The 16280-nt window shown below is 68.6% G+C and carries 13 protein-coding genes; 9 read left to right on the forward strand and 4 right to left on the reverse strand.

Going from position 1 to position 16280, the window contains the following annotated elements; genetic code table 11:
* Positions 1-4 precede the first annotated feature (4 nt).
* Positions 5-2017, forward strand: a complete 2013-nt coding sequence (locus V4U86_RS08475; protein WP_395310810.1) for a cytochrome c oxidase assembly protein — start codon at positions 5-7, stop codon at positions 2015-2017.
* Here the strand turns inward: V4U86_RS08475 and pknB are convergent.
* Positions 2005-3849: a Stk1 family PASTA domain-containing Ser/Thr kinase gene (gene pknB / locus V4U86_RS08480; protein ID WP_395310811.1), complete on the reverse strand. Its 1845-nt coding sequence runs from the start codon at positions 3847-3849 to the stop codon at positions 2005-2007. The genes V4U86_RS08475 and pknB overlap by 13 nt on opposite strands.
* Before the next feature lie 242 nt (positions 3850-4091).
* Here pknB and ssb point away from each other — a divergent pair, with 242 nt between their 5' ends.
* From ssb to V4U86_RS08505, 5 genes are all read left to right on the forward strand, one after another.
* Positions 4092-4538 carry a single-stranded DNA-binding protein gene (ssb, locus tag V4U86_RS08485; protein WP_395310812.1) on the forward strand — a complete coding sequence of 149 codons (447 nt, stop codon included), beginning with the start codon at positions 4092-4094 and terminating at the stop codon, positions 4536-4538.
* 78 nt (positions 4539-4616) lie between these two features.
* On the forward strand, positions 4617-6290 hold the full coding sequence (gene ettA, locus V4U86_RS08490) for an energy-dependent translational throttle protein EttA (RefSeq protein ID WP_395310813.1): 1674 nt from the start codon (positions 4617-4619) through the stop codon (positions 6288-6290).
* A gap of 51 nt (positions 6291-6341) precedes the next feature.
* The gene (locus V4U86_RS08495; protein ID WP_395310814.1) at positions 6342-11189 is read left to right on the forward strand and encodes an NAD-glutamate dehydrogenase; all 4848 of its coding nucleotides are present in this window, start codon (positions 6342-6344) and stop codon (positions 11187-11189) included.
* A complete protein-coding gene (locus tag V4U86_RS08500) occupies positions 11182-11595 on the forward strand; it encodes an acyl-CoA thioesterase (protein ID WP_395310815.1) in 414 nt (137 codons plus the stop codon). The genes V4U86_RS08495 and V4U86_RS08500 overlap by 8 nt, the downstream gene beginning before the upstream one ends.
* A gap of 28 nt (positions 11596-11623) precedes the next feature.
* Positions 11624-12286: a hypothetical protein gene (locus V4U86_RS08505; protein ID WP_395310816.1), complete on the forward strand. Its 663-nt coding sequence runs from the start codon at positions 11624-11626 to the stop codon at positions 12284-12286.
* A gap of 64 nt (positions 12287-12350) precedes the next feature.
* Here V4U86_RS08505 and V4U86_RS08510 read toward each other — a convergent pair whose 3' ends face one another.
* Both V4U86_RS08510 and V4U86_RS08515 read right to left on the reverse strand, forming a co-directional pair.
* Complete coding sequence (locus V4U86_RS08510; RefSeq protein ID WP_395310817.1) at positions 12351-13865, reverse strand: glycoside hydrolase family 13 protein; 1515 nt, start codon at positions 13863-13865, stop codon at positions 12351-12353.
* The gene (locus V4U86_RS08515) at positions 13865-14260 is read right to left on the reverse strand and encodes a globin (RefSeq protein ID WP_395310818.1); all 396 of its coding nucleotides are present in this window, start codon (positions 14258-14260) and stop codon (positions 13865-13867) included. The genes V4U86_RS08510 and V4U86_RS08515 overlap by 1 nt, the downstream gene beginning before the upstream one ends.
* Before the next feature lie 141 nt (positions 14261-14401).
* Between V4U86_RS08515 and V4U86_RS08520 the strand changes: the two genes are divergently transcribed.
* From V4U86_RS08520 to V4U86_RS08530, 3 genes are all read left to right on the forward strand, one after another.
* Positions 14402-15046, forward strand: a complete 645-nt coding sequence (locus V4U86_RS08520; protein ID WP_395310819.1) for an HNH endonuclease — start codon at positions 14402-14404, stop codon at positions 15044-15046.
* Between the two features lie 92 nt (positions 15047-15138).
* On the forward strand, positions 15139-15369 hold the full coding sequence (locus V4U86_RS08525; RefSeq protein WP_395310820.1) for an aa3-type cytochrome oxidase subunit CtaJ: 231 nt from the start codon (positions 15139-15141) through the stop codon (positions 15367-15369).
* Positions 15356-15832, forward strand: coding sequence for a DUF5130 domain-containing protein (locus V4U86_RS08530; RefSeq protein WP_395310821.1), 477 nt, complete (start codon positions 15356-15358; stop codon positions 15830-15832). Before V4U86_RS08525 ends, V4U86_RS08530 begins: the two co-directional genes overlap by 14 nt.
* A 54-nt stretch (positions 15833-15886) precedes the next feature.
* Here V4U86_RS08530 and V4U86_RS08535 read toward each other — a convergent pair whose 3' ends face one another.
* Positions 15887-16237, reverse strand: coding sequence for an HNH endonuclease (locus tag V4U86_RS08535; RefSeq protein WP_395310822.1), 351 nt, complete (start codon positions 16235-16237; stop codon positions 15887-15889).
* Positions 16238-16280 lie beyond the last annotated feature (43 nt).

A 16280-nucleotide genomic window follows, 5' to 3' on the forward strand; every position in this document is an offset into this window, starting at 1 on the left:
GGGCATGACGACCGTCGCGCCAACGCAGCGCGCCAGCGCCGTGTGGCCGATCCTGAGTGTGATTGCACTGCTGGCCGGAGCGGTCGCTGCCGGCATCGGTGCGCTGTCCATCGTGGATGCGCTGGCCGCGACCGGGCTGCCCGATCCCGGCCCGGCCACCACCTATGGCTTGCCGTTCGTTCGGGCGGCCGGTGAGATCGCCGCCGCCATCGCCGTCGGGTCGTTCCTGACGGCGGCGTTCCTGGTGCCACCGCAGCGCAGCGGGGTGCTCGACGTGGGCGGCTACCGGGCGTTGCGCACCGGCAGCGTGGCCTCCGGGGTGTGGGCGGTCTGCGCCGCGCTGCTGGTGCCGCTGACCGTGTCCGACATCACCGGTGCGCCCCTGACCAGCCGGCTCAACCCGATGGATGTCTGGACGGTCGCCAGCATGGTGGAGACCGCGGGCACCTGGCGCTGGACCGCCCTGCTGGCCGCGATCGTGACGGTGATCAGCATTCCGGTGCTGCGCTGGTCGTGGACGCCGGTGCTGCTGGTCGGCTCGCTGGTGACGTTGCTGCCGCTGGCCCTGACCGGGCACTCGTCCTCCGGCGGCGCCCACGACGTGGCGACCAACAGTCTGCTCATCCATCTGATCGCCGGCGTGGTGTGGGCCGGTGGACTGCTCGCGCTGTGGGCGCTCGCCGTCCGCGGCGGTGACCACGTCGATCTCGCCGCCCGCCGGTTCTCGGCGATGGCACTGTGGTGCTTCGCGGCGATGGCGCTGTCCGGCATCGTCAATGCCCTGGTCCGGGTGCGTCCCGCCGAGTTGTTCCAGTACACCTACGGCTGGCTGCTGATCGGGAAAGCCACCGCACTGGTGGTGCTCGGCGCCCTCGGCTGGCTGCAGCGCCGGCAGAGCGTTCGCGCGCTGGCCGCCGACCCGACCGCCCGGCGGCCGCTGATCCGGCTGGCACTGGTCGAGTCGCTGGTCTTCGGGGTGACCTTCGGACTCGCCGTCGCCCTGGGCCGCACCCCGCCACCGCCGCCGGTGGAGCTGCCGTCGGTCACCGCCGTCGCGATCGGTTACGACCTGGCCGGCCCGCCCACCCTGGCCCGGGTGCTGTTCGACTGGCGTTTCGATCTCATCTTCGGCACGGCGGCGATCGTGCTGGCCGCGGTCTACATCGCCGGGGTGGTGCGGTTGCGCCGGCGCGGGGATGCCTGGCCCACCGGCCGGATCGTCGCCTGGCTGCTCGGGTGCGCCGCGCTGCTGTTCGCCACCTCGTCGGGGCTCGGCCGGTACATGCCGGCGATGTTCAGCATGCACATGGCCGCGCACATGCTGCTGTCGATGCTGGTGCCGGTGCTGCTGGTGCTCGGTGCGCCGGTCACACTGGCGTTGCGGGCGCTACCCGCGGCCGGCAAGGACAACCCGCCGGGTCTGCGGGAATGGCTGCTGGCCGCCCTGCACAGCCGGGTATCGAAGTTCTTCACCCACCCGATCGTCGCGACGGTGATCTTCGTGGCCGGCTTCTACGGCCTGTACTTCGGCGGAATCTTCACCGCGGCCGCCGACAGCCATGGCGCCCACCTGGCCATGAACATCCACTTCCTGCTCAGCGGCTACCTGTTCTACTGGGTCGTCATCGGCGTCGACCCGACGCCGCGCCCGATCCCGCATCTGGCCAAGCTGGGGATGGTGTTCGGTTCGTTGCCGTTGCACGCCTTCTTCGGGGTGGTGTTGATGGGCATGCAGACGGTGCTGGCGGGCGACTTCTACAGATCGCTGGGCCTGCCGTGGCAGACCGACCTGCTCGCCGATCAGAAGCTCGGCGGCGGGATCGCCTGGTCCACCGGCGAGGTGCCGTTGGTGCTGGTGATGTTGGCCCTGCTCATCCAGTGGCGGCGCAGCGACAACCGCGCCGCCAAACGGATGGACCGGGCCGCGGACCGCGATGAGGACGCCGAACTGGCCGCCTACAACAACATGCTGGCGAAGCTCTCCGAGATCGAAAGCCGCAAGAATCAGCTGCCGTAATTCACCGTGATGGTGCCGTCCCGGTTGACGCCGGTGCGCGGGGCCGGGTCCTGCTGCACCACCCGGGCCCGCTGGTCCCGACCCGCCACGGCCTCCGGGATGTCGGGACCCTTGAGCAGCGGACCGGTGAAGCCGAGCGCCTGCAGTTGTGCCAGCGCATCCCCGTAGAACAGGCCGCGCAGGTCGGGCATGGTGATCTGGTTCCCGCGGGACACCTTCAGCGTGATCGGGGCGTCCGAGGCCACCGAAGCGCCGGCCGGCGGGTCGGTGCCGGCCACCTGCCCGGCGGGCAGGACGCTGTCGGCGTCCGCCTGCAGGATCGTGGTGAAGCCGGCGGTGCCGAGATTCCGGGTGGCCTGCTCGACGTTCTGCCCGGTGACGTCGGGAACCTGGCGCGCCGACGGTCCAGAACCGACCAGGATGACGATCTCGTTGCTGGTCGCCGCGTCCTGTTGGGCGGCCGGCATGGTCCCGACCACCCGGTCCAGCTCCTCGGCCGTGGACGCCTGCGGCATCCGGCGGACGTTCTCGAAACCGGCGTCGCGCAGGGTCCGCACCGCCTCGCTGTAGGACAGTCGGGAGACGTCCGGGATGCGGCGTTGTTCGGGACCGGTCGACACATCGACGGTGATGTCGCTGCCCGCGGAGACCGACGCCCCGGCGGCCGGGTCGGTGCCGATCACCCGCCCGGACTCGACCGAACCGTCCGGTCGGGTCTCCAGCTGGGGGCTCAGCCCCTGCTCCTGCAGGCGGCTGACGGCGTCCTGCTGGGCCAGCCCGTGCACGTCGGGCACCTGGACCCGGTTCATCGCACCCACCAGGTAGACGCCGGCGAACACCAGCAGGGCGACCGCGGCAACCGCCCCCGCGATCAGCCAGCGCCGCGACCCGGTGCGCGGCGTTTGCACCGGCATCTGCAGGGTCCGCGGACCGTGGGCGTCGGGGGTCTCGTCGGTGTCCGCGGCCGGCATCGCCGACGCCGCCGGCGGATTGCCGCGGCTGACCCGCAGCAGGTCGGCCCGCATCTCGGCGGCGCTCTGGTAGCGCTTCTCCGGCTTCTTCGCCAGCGCCTTGAGCACCACGGCGTCGATGTCGGGGGACAGCCCAGAGCGGCGCTGGGACGGCGGTACCGGTTGTTCGCGGACGTGCTGATAGGCCACCGACAGCGGGGTGTCGCCGGTGAACAGGGCCTGCCCGGTGAGCATCTCGTAGAGCACGCAGCCCAGCGAGTACACGTCGGTGCGGGCGTCGACCTCGTGGCCGCGGGCCTGTTCGGGGGAGAAGTACTGCGCGGTGCCGACCACGGCGGACGTCGCGGTGAGCCGGTCCCCGGTGGTGGCATTCATGGCCCGCGCGATCCCGAAGTCCATCACCTTCACGGTGCCGGCCGGGGTGATCATGATGTTGGCCGGTTTGATGTCGCGGTGCACGATGCCCCGGCTGTGGCTGAACTCCAGGGCGGTACACACGTCGGCGATCACCGCCAGCGCCCGCTGCGGGGGCAGCGCGCCCTGGCGCTGGATCAGCTTCCCGACGGTGATCCCGTCGACATACTCCATCACCAGGAACGGCAGCTTGCCGTTCTGGGTTTGGGCCTCCCCGGTGTCATACACCGCCACGATCGAGGGGTGATTCAGCGCCGCGGTGTGCTTGGCCTCCCGCCGGAACCGCTGTGAGAAGTTCGGGTCGCGGGCGAGGTCGGCGCGCAGGATCTTGATCGCCACATCCCGGTGCAACCGGAGATCGCGTGCCCGGTGCACCTCCGACATGCCGCCGAACCCCAGGATCTCACCCAGCTGGTAGCGATCGGTCAGCTGCTGCGGCGCGGTCATCGCGCACGTCCGATCACACCGCTGCCGTCACAAGCCACATCGTCGATCATCGCGCAACCCGCGACGGAGTGAGCGCGAGACCCCTGTGAGCGCCGTCATCCACAGTGCCGGGTTCATCCACAGGGCGGACCTCGCGGGGCTGTGCCGGTGCGGTCTTGTCGGCACCCGGCGGGTGAATGGGTGCACAGGCCGGCGACCGGATCCCGCCGCCGGCCCCGACAAACCGACTGAGAGGCACTGCCATGTTCGAAACCCCGTTCTCCATCGTCGGCACCGTGGTCACCGACCCGGTACTGCGCCGCATCAACGACCAGGAGTTCGTCCGGTTCCGGGTCGTCAGCAACTCCCGCCGACGCACCCCGGAGGGCACCTGGGAGACCGGCAGCTCGCTCTTCCTCACCGTCAACTGCTGGGGAAAGGTCGCCGACGGGGTGGCCGGGGTGCTGTTCAAGGGCGACCCGGTGATCGTGGTCGGGCAGATCTACACCAGCGAGTACGACGACAAGGAAGGCAACCACCGGTCCACCGTCGAGGTCCGCGCCACGTCCGTCGGGCCCGACCTGAACCGGGTGCGCGCCAAGCTGGACCGGGCGCAGCGGGTGCCCGACCCGATCGAATCCGACGGCGGTCAGGACACCGAACCCGACCAGGAAGCCACACCGGATTCGGAGCTGCCGATCTCGGCGTAACGGGGATTCCCGCTTGTCTCTAGGATGGGCTGCGAGTTTCGACGAGACGCGCAGTGCAACGAGAGGCAAGACGACGGCATGGCCGAATTCATCTACACGATGCGGAAGGTGCGCAAGGCGCACGGTGACAAGGTCATTCTGGACGATGTCACGCTGAACTTCCTGCCGGGCGCCAAGATCGGTGTGGTCGGTCCCAACGGCGCCGGTAAGTCCAGCGTCCTCAAGATCATGGCCGGCATCGACCAGCCCAACAACGGCGACGCCTTCCTCCAGCCGGGCGCGACGGTCGGCATCCTCATGCAGGAGCCGCAGCTCGACGAGACCAAGACCGTCCGGGAGAACGTCGAGGAGGGCGTCGCCGTCAAGGCGAAGCTCAACCGGTACAACGAGGTCGCCGAACTGATGGCCACCGACTACACCGACGAGCTCATGGAGGAGATGGGCCAGCTGCAGGAAGAGCTGGACGCCGCCGACGCCTGGGACATCGACTCCCAGCTGGAGCAGGCGATGGACGCGCTGCGCTGCCCGCCGCCCGATGAGCCCGTCACCCACCTGTCCGGTGGTGAGAAGCGCCGCGTGGCCCTGTGCAAGCTGCTGCTGTCCAAGCCGGACCTGCTGCTGCTCGACGAGCCCACCAACCACCTGGACGCCGAGAGCGTGCTGTGGCTCGAACAGCATCTGGCCGACTACAAGGGCGCCATCCTGGCCGTCACCCACGACCGGTACTTCCTGGACAACGTCGCCGAGTGGATCCTCGAGCTCGACCGCGGCCGCGCCTACCCGTACGAGGGCAACTACTCCACCTACCTGGAGAAGAAGGCCGAGCGCCTCGAGGTGCAGGGCAAGAAGGACCAGAAGCTGCAGAAGCGGCTGAAGGAAGAGCTGGCCTGGGTCCGGTCCGGCGCCAAGGCCCGCCAGGCCAAGAACAAGGCCCGGCTGGACCGCTACGAGGAGATGGCGGCCGAGGCGGAGAAGACCCGCAAGCTCGACTTCGAAGAGATCCAGATCCCGACGCCGCCACGCCTGGGCAGCGTCGTGGTCGAGGTCGAACACCTCGACAAGGGCTTCGAGGGCCGCACCCTGATCAAGGACCTGTCCTTCACGCTGCCGCGCAACGGCATCGTCGGTGTGATCGGACCCAACGGTGTCGGTAAGACGACGCTGTTCAAGACCATCGTCGGTCTCGAGCAGCCCGACAGCGGCACCGTCAAGGTCGGCGAGACGGTCAAGCTGAGCTACGTCGACCAGAGCCGGTCCGGCATCGACCCGAAGAAGACGGTGTGGCAGGTGGTCTCCGACGGCCTGGACTACATCGAGGTCGGGCAGAACGAGATCCCGTCGCGCGCCTACGTGTCCGCGTTCGGCTTCAAGGGCCCGGACCAGCAGAAGCCGGCCGGGGTGCTCTCCGGCGGTGAGCGCAACCGACTGAACCTCGCGCTCACCCTGAAAGAGGGCGGCAATCTGATCCTGCTCGACGAGCCGACCAACGACCTCGACGTCGAGACGCTGTCCTCACTGGAGAACGCGCTGGAACAGTTCCCCGGTTGTGCCGTGGTGATCTCTCACGACCGCTGGTTCCTGGACCGCACCTGCACGCACATCCTGGCGTGGGAGGGCGACGGTGAGCACGAGGCCAAGTGGTTCTGGTTCGAGGGCAACTTCGGTGCCTACGAAGAGAACAAGATCGCGCGCCTCGGTGCCGAAGCGGCCCGCCCGCACCGGGTGACCCACCGCAAGCTGACCCGCGACTGATCACGTGGGAGTGCCCACGAAGGGCGCTCGCGGATCACTAGAGTTGCACCTGTGTCCGGAACCACCGAGCAGTTGCAGCTGAGTCAGGACGCGGTCGCGGAACTCGCCCGCGCCTACGTCGAGACGCACCACGGTCCGCACGGTGATGCGCCCGCCGCCGACACCGCGGTCACCGCGCCGATCGAACGTGGCGCGGCGACCAAGGTGACACCGGATCTGCTGGCGGCGCACACCAAGATGGGCCGCCGCCGTGCGCCGGGGGAGACCCTGGTGGCGGTGCACCCGGCCGGTGATCCCGGTGGGTTCGGGCCCGCGATCCAGGTCGTCACCGACTACAGCGCAATGCTGATGGATTCGGTGACGGTGCTGCTGCACCGCTTCGGCGTCGCGTACACGTGGGTGATGAACCCGGTGCTGCGGGCGCGCCGGGGATCTGACGGCGAACTGCTGGCGCTGGTACCGGCCAGTGATCCGGATGCCCCCGACGGCATCGACGAGATGTGGATCCACGTCCGGCTGTCCTCGACCGCCGATTCGGCGGCGGTGGCCGAGGTGGCCGATCTGCTGCCGTCGGTGCTCGCTGACGCCCGGCAGGTCGCGGCAGATTCGGCGGCGCTCAACGCCACCCTGATCGGGCTGGCCAATGCGCTGGATTCCGATCACGCGGGGCACTTCCCGGGCCCGGACCGGCGCGATGTCGCGGCCCTGCTGCACTGGCTCGGCGACGGGCATTTCGTGCTGATGGGCTACCAGCGGTGTGCGGTGCACAACGGGCAGGCGACGGTGGACATGTCCAGCCGTCTGGGGGTGCTCAAGCTGCGCACCGATGTGCTGCCGCAGTTGACCGAGGCCGACGATCTGCTGGTGCTGGCGCAGGCCACCATGCCCAGCTTCCTGCGCTACGGGGCGTACCCGTACATCGTGGTGGTGCGTGAAAAGCCGGCCGGGCCGGCCTCCAACCAGGCCGTCGAGCACCGGTTCGTGGGGTTGTTCACGGCGGCCGCGATGAACGCGAATGTCCTGGAGATCCCGTTGATCTCGCGGCGGGTGGACGAGGCGCTGGCCCAGTCGCATTCGGACCCGAGCCACCCGGCGCAGCTGATGCTCGATGTCATCCAGACCATCCCGCGTTCCGAGTTGTTCGCCCTGCACACCCCGGACCTGCTGGAAATGGCGAGGGCGGTGGTCGATCTCGGATCGCTACGGCGCACACTGCTGTTCCTGCGGGCCGACCAGTTGGGGCATTTCGTGTCCGCGCTGGTGTACCTGCCGCGTGACCGCTACACCACCGCGGTCCGGCTGGAGATGCAGAAGATCCTGGTGCGCGAACTCGGCGGGGTGAGTATCGAGTACGCCGCCCGGGTGAGCGAATCACCTTGGGCAGTGGTGCATTTCACCGTCAAGATGCCGGACACCACACAGCGTCCCGATATCGACACCTCGGCCGACAACGAGGTCAGGATCCAGCATCTGCTGACCGAGGCGGCCCGCACCTGGGCCGACCGGCTGATCGGCTCGGCGAAGGCCGAGACGCTCAGCGCGGCCGACGCCGACTACTACTCCTCGGCATTCCCGGAGATCTACAAGCAGGCGTTCACCCCGCAGGACGCGATCGGTGACATCGCGATCATCGAACAGCTGCAAGACAATTCGGTCAAACTCGTCTTCCGGGACGGCGGGTCGGACCGGGTGGATCTGCTCACCTGGTACCTCGGCGGCCGGTCGGCGTCGCTGTCGGAACTGCTGCCGATGCTGCAGTCCATGGGTGTGGTGGTGCTCGAGGAGCGTCCCTTCACCGTCACCCGTCCCGACGGGCTGCCGGTGTGGATCTACCAGTTCAAGGTCTCGCCGCACCAGTCCATCCCGAGCACGCCCGCCGCAGACATGGAGGACGTGGCCACCCGGTTCGCCGATACGGTGACCGCCATCTGGCACGGCCGGGCCGAGATCGACCGGTTCAACGAACTGGTGCTGCGGGCCGGGCTGACCTGGCAGCAGGTCACGATCCTGCGTGGGTACGCGAAATACCTGCGCCAAGCCGGTTTCCCGTACAGCCAGGCGCATGTCGAGACGGTGCTCAACGACAACGCCGGCACCGCGCGGTCGCTGGTGGAACTGTTCGAGGCCCTCTTCGACCCGGCGCTGGATTCCGACGGCAACGCCACCACCCGGGACGCGGGAGCCGCCGCGGCTGCCGTTGCCGCCGATATCGACGCCCTGGTCAGCCTGGACACCGATCGGGTGCTGCGCGCGTTCGCCAGTTTGATCCAGGCCACCCTGCGCACCAACTACTTCGTCGAGGATCCGGATTCCGCGCGCGCCCAGAACGTGCTCGCGTTCAAGCTCAACCCGGGGCTGATCGACGAACTTCCCTTGCCCAAGCCGCGATTCGAGATCTTTGTGTACTCGCCCCGGGTAGAGGGTGTGCACCTGCGGTTCGGGTTCGTCGCCCGGGGCGGGTTGCGCTGGTCCGACCGCCGGGAGGACTTCCGCACCGAGATCCTGGGTCTGGTCAAGGCCCAGGCAGTGAAGAACGCCGTCATCGTGCCGGTCGGCGCCAAGGGCGGCTTCGTGGTCAAGTCCCCGCCGCTGCCCACCGGCGACGCCGCGGCTGACCGGGACGCCACCCGGGCCGAAGGGGTGGCCTGCTACCGGTTGTTCATCTCCGGCCTGCTGGATCTAACCGACAACGTCGACAAGTCCAGTGGGGCGGTGGTGACGCCGGCGGGCGTGGTGCGCCGTGACGGGGACGACGCCTACCTGGTGGTCGCCGCGGACAAGGGCACCGCCACCTTCTCCGACATCGCCAATGACGTCGCGAAATCCTACGGTTTCTGGCTCGGTGACGCGTTCGCCTCGGGCGGGTCGATCGGCTATGACCACAAGGCCATGGGGATCACCGCCAGGGGCGCCTGGGAATCGGTGAAGCGCCACTTCCGGGAGATGGGGGTGGACACCCAGTCCGAGGACTTCACCGTCGCCGGGGTCGGCGACATGAGCGGTGACGTGTTCGGCAACGGCATGCTGCTGTCCAAGCACATTCGGCTGATCGCCGCCTTCGACCACCGCGACATCTTCCTGGATCCCAACCCGGACGCGGCCACCTCCTGGGCCGAACGCGAACGGATGTTCGCGCTGCCACGATCGAGTTGGGCCGATTACGACCGCTCTCTGATCAGCGAGGGCGGCGGGGTGTACAGCCGGCAGCAGAAGTCGATCCCGATCAGCGGACAGGTGCGGCACGCGCTGGGCCTGCCCGAGGGCGTCGAGGAGATGACACCGCCCGAGTTGATGAGGGCGGTGCTGCTGGCCCCGGTCGACCTGTTCTGGAACGGCGGCATCGGCACCTACATCAAGGCCGAGACCGAGTCGGACGCGGACGTCGGCGATCGCGCCAACGATGCCATCCGCGTCAACGGAAACCAGGTGCGGGCCAAGGTGATCGGTGAGGGCGGCAACCTGGGCGTGACGCAGCGCGGGCGGATCGAGTTCGACCTTGCCGGCGGCCGCATCAACACCGACGCGTTGGACAACTCGGCGGGTGTGGACTGCTCGGACCATGAGGTCAACATCAAGATCCTGATCGACTCGCTGGTGACCGCGGGCAAGGTCGATGTCGACGAACGCACCGAGCTGCTGATGTCGATGACCGACGAGGTCGGCCGTCTGGTGCTGGCCGACAACATCGACCAGAACGATCTGATGGGCACCAGCCGGGCCAACGCGGCCAGCCTGCTGCAGGTGCACGCCCGCCAGATCAGGGAGTTCGTCGCCGAGCGGGGGCTCAACCGCGAGCTGGAGGCGCTGCCGTCGGAGAAGGAGATCCGCCGCCGCCATGAGGCCGGGATCGGGCTCAGTTCACCGGAATTGGCGACGTTGATGGCGCACGTCAAGCTGGCGCTCAAGGACGAGCTGCTGCGTACCGACCTACCGGATCAGGAGGTGTTCGCCGCCCGGCTGCCGCAGTACTTCCCGGAGGAACTGCGCGACCGGTTCGGCCCCGACATCCGCGCGCACCAGCTGCGTCGGGAGATCGTGGCCACCATGCTGGTGAACGACCTGGTCGACACCAGCGGCATCACCTACGCCTACCGGATGACCGAGGACACCGGTGTCGGTCCGGTCGACGCGGTGCGCGCCTACGTCGCCACCGATGCGATCTTCGGGGTGAGCGAGATCTGGCAGGCCATCAAAGACGCAGGCAACTCCGGGATTCCGGTGGCGGTGACCGACCGGATGACGCTGGACCTGCGCCGGCTCATCGACCGCGCGGGGCGCTGGCTGATCAACTACCGGCCCCAGCCGCTGGCGGTGGGCGCCGAGATCAACCGGTTCGGTGCGCTGGTCAACCGGCTGTCGCCGCAGATGTCGCAGTGGTTGCGCGGTGACGACAAGGCGATCGTGGCCAAGGAGTCCGGTGAGTTCGCGGCCCAGGGAGTGTCCGAGGAACTGGCCTACACCATTGCCACCGGGCTGTACCGCTACAGCCTGCTCGACGTGATCGACATCGCCGATATCGTCGACCGGGACGCGGTGGAGGTGGCCGATGCCTACTTCGCGCTGATGGACCACCTGGGCATCGACGGACTGCTCACCGCGATCTCGCAGCTGGAGCGCGATGACCGCTGGCATTCGTTGGCCCGGTTGGCGATCCGGGATGACATCTACGGGTCGTTGCGGGCGCTGTGTTTTGATGTGCTGGCTGTCGGTGAGCCCGAGGAGACCGGGGAGCAGAAGATCGAGGAGTGGGAGCTGACCAACAGTTCCCGCATCGATCGGGCCCAGCGCACGCTCCACGAGATCCACACCGAGGGCCAGCGCGACCTGGCCACACTGTCGGTCGCGGCACGGCAGATCCGCAGTATGACTCGAACAACAGGAACGGGAACAAGTGGCTGAGCGTTTCACCACACCGGTGCCGGTGCGCTGGTCGGATATCGACATGTACCAGCACGTCAATCACGCCACCATGGTCACGATCCTGGAAGAGGCACGGGTGCCCTTCCTGCACGAACCGTTCGTCAACGACATCGACACCATCGGCCTTCTCATCGCCGAGGTGAACGTGAAGTACAAAGGCCAACTGCGGCTGATGGATTCGCCGCTGCAGGTGACCATCTGGGTCAACCGGCTGCGGGCGGTGGACTTCAACCTGGGTTACGAGGTGCGCTCGGTGCACGCCGACCCGGACTCCAGGCCCGCCGTCATCGGTGAGACACAGCTGGCGGCTTTCAACATCTCCGAGCAGAAGCTGGTGCGGCTGTTGCCGCATCACCGGGCTTACCTGGAGCGGTTCCGGCGATGAGCGCTTGCGCGAAGAGCAGAGAGCACCGGTGAGCGCACCCGAACGCGGCCTCTGGCTCGACAATGCCGCCCATCGTGACGATCTGGCCACCTTCGTCGACCGGGCGCTGCGCCTCGACGACGCCGCGGTGATCCGGTTCCGCGAGCGCCCCGGCGCCGGGCAGGTGATCGCCTGGGTCGCCACCGGGTTCGATGTACTGGCCAGCCGGGTGGTGGCCGGCCGGCTGCGCCCGGCGGATCTGTCCGCCGGAGCCGACGCCATCGCCCGCGCTCTGCCGGGGATGGACGAATCCGGCTACGTCGAGCCGGGATTCGCGATGGACTCGGCGTGGCGCGGGGTGCTGCCGCCGGACACCGGGTTCACCCATCTCGACGATGTGCCGGCCTGGGCGATCCTGGAGCTCGTCGAGCGGGGCACCGCCCTGGCCAAGGAGCACAGCAGTGCACACGGGCCGCCGGCGTCCCTGCTGGATCAGGAGGTGCTCGCGGTCAGCTTGGGGGAGACCAGCGTCGGCATCCCGATGCGCTGCGTATTCGCCCTGACCGCCATGGGCTTCCTGCCGCAGAACGCGGATGCGCTGTCCTCGGAGGAGATCGTGCGGGTGCGGGTGCATCCGGCGTGGCTGCGCGTCGATGCCCGGTTCGGCACGGTGTACCGGCGGCTCGGTGACCCGGCGCTTGTGCTGCGCTGAGCCGGCATCCCGAGAGTGACGTTTCTGCGCTCAAATCGGCGCGCGGACCGCAAAAACGTCACACTCACACCAGCCAGGCCGCTGCATCTGGGGCCAGCAAGCCATCGACCAGCGGCCCGCTGGCCAACAGCAGTTCGCCGGCCGGCAATGGCACCGGTTTCGTCCCGGCGTTCAACGCGCAGATCAACCCGCCGGGCAGCCGGAAGGTCGTCGGGCCGATCCACTCGATCGCAGAGCCGGTGAATTCGGTTCGGGTGGACCGTAATCCGATGGCCCGCCGGTAGAGCGCCAGCACCGATTGCGGGTCGCCGAGCTGACGCTGCACCGTCAACGGCGCCCAGTCGGCAGGGATCGGTAACCAGGTCTCCGGCGTCGACGAGAACCCGAACGGTGGCTCGGTCCCACCCCACGGCATCGGCACCCGGGCGCCGTCGCGGCCGCGCTCGGTGCGCCCGGAGCGCTCCCACACCGGGTCCTGGAGAACCTCGTCGGGCAGGTCGGCGTCGGGCAGCCCGAGTTCGGAGCCGTTGTAGATGAACACCGAGCCCGGCAGCGCCAGCATCACCAGCGCCATGGCGCGGGCCCGCCTCACCCCGCGGGCGCCCCCGCCGTACCGGGTGACCTCCCGCGGCACATCGTGATTGGACAGCGTCCAGGTCGGCGCGGCCCCGGCGAGAGCGGCGGCGGCCAGACCGTCGTCGATGGCGGCCCGGATCGCCGCGGCGTCGAACTCGGCCTGCAGGAGGCGGAAGCTGAACCCCAGATGAAGCTCGTCGGAGCGCAGGTACTTGGCGAACTGCTCGTTGCCGTGCACCCAGATCTCGCCGACGGTGACCGCCTCCGGATAGTCGTCGAGCACCCGGCGGATGAACCGGTGGATCTCGTGCACGTGGTCGTTGTCGAACCGCGGGTCGTCGGCACGGCTGCGCAGCAGGCCGGTGTCGGTGAGCACCATGTCGGGCAGGTCGGGGGACTTGGCCATGCCGTGCGCTACGTCGATACGGAATCCGTCCACGCCGCGGTCCAGCCAGAACCGCAGCGTCTTCTCGATGTCGTCGAAGACCTCGGGGTTGTCCCAGTTGAGGTCGGGCTGGGCGCTGTCGAACAGGTGCAGGTACCACTGCCCGTCTGGCACCCGGGTCCAGGCGGGGCCGCCGAACACCGACAGCCAGTTGTTGGGCGGGCGGTCCCCGACGCCGTCGCGGAAGATGTAGCGGTCCCGCCGGGATGGATCGGCCAACGCCTCGGTGAACCACGGGTGCGCCGAGCTGGTGTGGTTGGGCACCAGGTCCATGGTCACCTTGATGCCCCGGGCGTGCGCGGCGGCGATCAACCGGTCCAGCGCGTCGAGGTCGCCGAAGAGCGGATCCACATCGCGGGGGTCGGCGACGTCGTAGCCGTGGTCGGCCATCGGGGACACCATCACCGGGTTGAGCCACAGCGCCTGCACCCCGAGGTCGGCGAGGTAGTCCAGCCGGGCGGTGATGCCGTCCAGGTCACCGACCCCGTCACCGTTGCTGTCGGCGAACGAGCGTGGGTACACCTGGTAGAACACGGCCCTCGTCCACCACGGAGACATCAGAAGGACGAGTTCACCATCGAATCGGCGGCCATCTCCAGGTAGTCCAGCAGCGCCGCCCGGTGCGCATCGTCGAGGGTCTGCGAGTCGATCGAGGCCACCGCGGTGTGCATGCAGCGCAGCCAGGCGTCGCGCTCCAGGAAGCCGATCCGGAACGGCGAGTGCCGCATCCGCAGCCGCGGGTGCCCGCGCTGGTCGGAATAGGTGCGGGGACCGCCCCAGTACTGCTCCAGGAACTGACGCAGCCGCTGCTCGGCGCCGTCGATGTCGTCCTCGGGATACAGCGGCAGCAGGATCTCGTCCTCGCGCACCAATTCGTAGAACCGCGCCACGATCGCGGCGAACGTGGCGTGTCCTCCGACTTCGTCGTAGAACGAGCGTTGCGGCTGGGTCACGCCACCATTGTGGCCGATATGTCGCCGGCGCCGGTCACGGCGGTGTGGTCACCTCGCGTTCATCGGACTGACCTGCGAACACACGAAGAATTATCGTGCGCATCTCCGGGATCCGTGGTGGACTGTCTCCTCGGAGGCTCCATGGCGCACAGCAAAAAAGGCCATACCAGACGGACCGGACACATACCCGGCCCCGCGGGATCCCATGTGCCCAATCGCCCTCTGCACAGCGTCGAGGTCCTGCCCACGCCTGGTCACGACGCGTCCGTGTGGGGGCGGCGCCGGGTGCTGCTGCTGAACTCCACCTACGAACCGCTGACCGCGCTGCCGATGCGGCGCGCGGTGATCATGCTGATGTGCGGCAAGGCCGACGTGGTGCACGACGACCCGTCCGGGCCGGTCATCCACTCCGCGACCCGCTCCATCGTGGTGCCGTCGGTCATCCGGCTGCGCACCTTCGTCCGAGTGCCCTATCGGGCCCGGATCCCGATGACGCGCGCGGCACTGATGCACCGTGACCGCTTCCGCTGCGCGTACTGCGGGCAGAAGGCGGACACCGTCGACCATGTGGTGCCGCGCAGCCGGGGCGGGGAGCACTCCTGGGAGAACTGTGTGGCGGCCTGCTCGGCGTGCAACCACCGCAAAGCCGATCGTCTGCTCGCCGAGCTGGGGTGGTCGCTGCGATCGGCGCCCATGCCACCCAAGGGACAGCACTGGCGACTGCTGTCCTCGGTGAAGGACCTGGACCCGTCCTGGGTCAGATATCTGGGTGAGGGCGCGGCGTGATCGACGCTTGCGGAGCGAACCATGTATGGGATCAGGCGGCAACCGAGCCCGCGAGGTAGCCGCCTGATCGGCGCTGCGATACGGTTTGCCTCGTGAGCACAGCACTTTCCCATTCCCTGATGGGTGGGGTCCCGCTGCTCGTGTTTCTGGTGTTGGCCGCATTGGCCTACCGCCACAAGGGACCGCACCCTGAGCCATACAAGCTTTCCGACGAGTGGACGCACGACCCGATCCTGTGGGCGGCGGACGAACCGGCGGACCATGGCCACGGCGGCCATGGCGATCACGTGACGGTGGGAGGTGGGGCAAGTGGCAAGTGGTAGCCATGCCGTCGCGACCACCGTTACCGACCTGGAGCTGCCGTACGGTTACGCGCTGACCAGCAGCGGCCGGATCTCGGGAGTCACCGAGCCGGGCGAGCTGTCGGTGCACTACCCGTTCTCGGTCAAGGATCTGGTCGCCCTCGACGATGCGCTCAAGTACGGCTCGCGCTACTCGAAGACCCGCTTCGCGGTGTACATCGGCGATCTCGGTGCCGACACCGCGGCGACCGCGCGCGAGATCCTGGCCAAGGTGCCCACCCCGAACAACGCCGTGCTGTTGGCGGTGTCGCCGAACCAGAAGGCCATCGAGGTCGTCTACGGCGAGGATGTGAAGGGCCGCGGCATCGAGACCGCAGCACCGCTCGGCATCTCCGCCGCGCTCGGATCGCTGCGCGACGGCAACCTGATCGACGCTCTGGTGAGCGCCGTGAACGTGACCTCCGCGGCGGTTTCCCCGCGCTGACCGTTTGACAGCTTTCGGCCCCGGTATCGCACCTCGGTACCGGGGCCGCTTGCGTTATGAACTCAGCTCGGTCATGGCCTTGCGGATCTCGATGTAGCGCTCCAGGAACGCCCGCTCGTCGAGGCGCTTGCGACGCAGCCACCCGGTGACCTCGTCGTTGCACTTGCTGGCGTTGCAGGCCGCGCAGGCGGGCACCACGTTGTCGATGGTGTACCGACCGCCGCGGGAGATCGCCATGACGCAGTCGCGCTGCATGGGCTTGTCGGTGACGCCGCAATAGGCACAGCCGTTCCAGGCGAGTTTGAGTGCGGCCCACTGATCGTCGGTGAGGTCGTTGACGACGGCCTTGACCCGCCGGGTGCGCCTGCGTGCCGCGCGGGCGCGTCGACTGTTGGGGGCGGCCATCGGCACAGCGTATGGCCCGCGAGCGTGCGCGAAGGCGCACCCG

This window comes from Mycobacterium sp. AMU20-3851 (genome assembly GCF_043974665.1).
Lineage (GTDB): Bacteria > Actinomycetota > Actinomycetes > Mycobacteriales > Mycobacteriaceae > Mycobacterium.

Coding starts and splice junctions, on each gene's coding strand:
- V4U86_RS08475 (WP_395310810.1), top strand. CDS start 5: ATGACGACCGTCGCGCCAACGCAGCGCGCCAGCGCCGTGTGGCCGATC.
- pknB (WP_395310811.1), bottom strand. CDS start 3,849: ATGACCGCGCCGCAGCAGCTGACCGATCGCTACCAGCTGGGTGAGATC.
- ssb (WP_395310812.1), top strand. CDS start 4,092: ATGTTCGAAACCCCGTTCTCCATCGTCGGCACCGTGGTCACCGACCCG.
- ettA (WP_395310813.1), top strand. CDS start 4,617: ATGGCCGAATTCATCTACACGATGCGGAAGGTGCGCAAGGCGCACGGT.
- V4U86_RS08510 (WP_395310817.1), bottom strand. CDS start 13,865: ATGTCTCCGTGGTGGACGAGGGCCGTGTTCTACCAGGTGTACCCACGC.
- V4U86_RS08520 (WP_395310819.1), top strand. CDS start 14,402: ATGGCGCACAGCAAAAAAGGCCATACCAGACGGACCGGACACATACCC.
- V4U86_RS08535 (WP_395310822.1), bottom strand. CDS start 16,237: ATGGCCGCCCCCAACAGTCGACGCGCCCGCGCGGCACGCAGGCGCACC.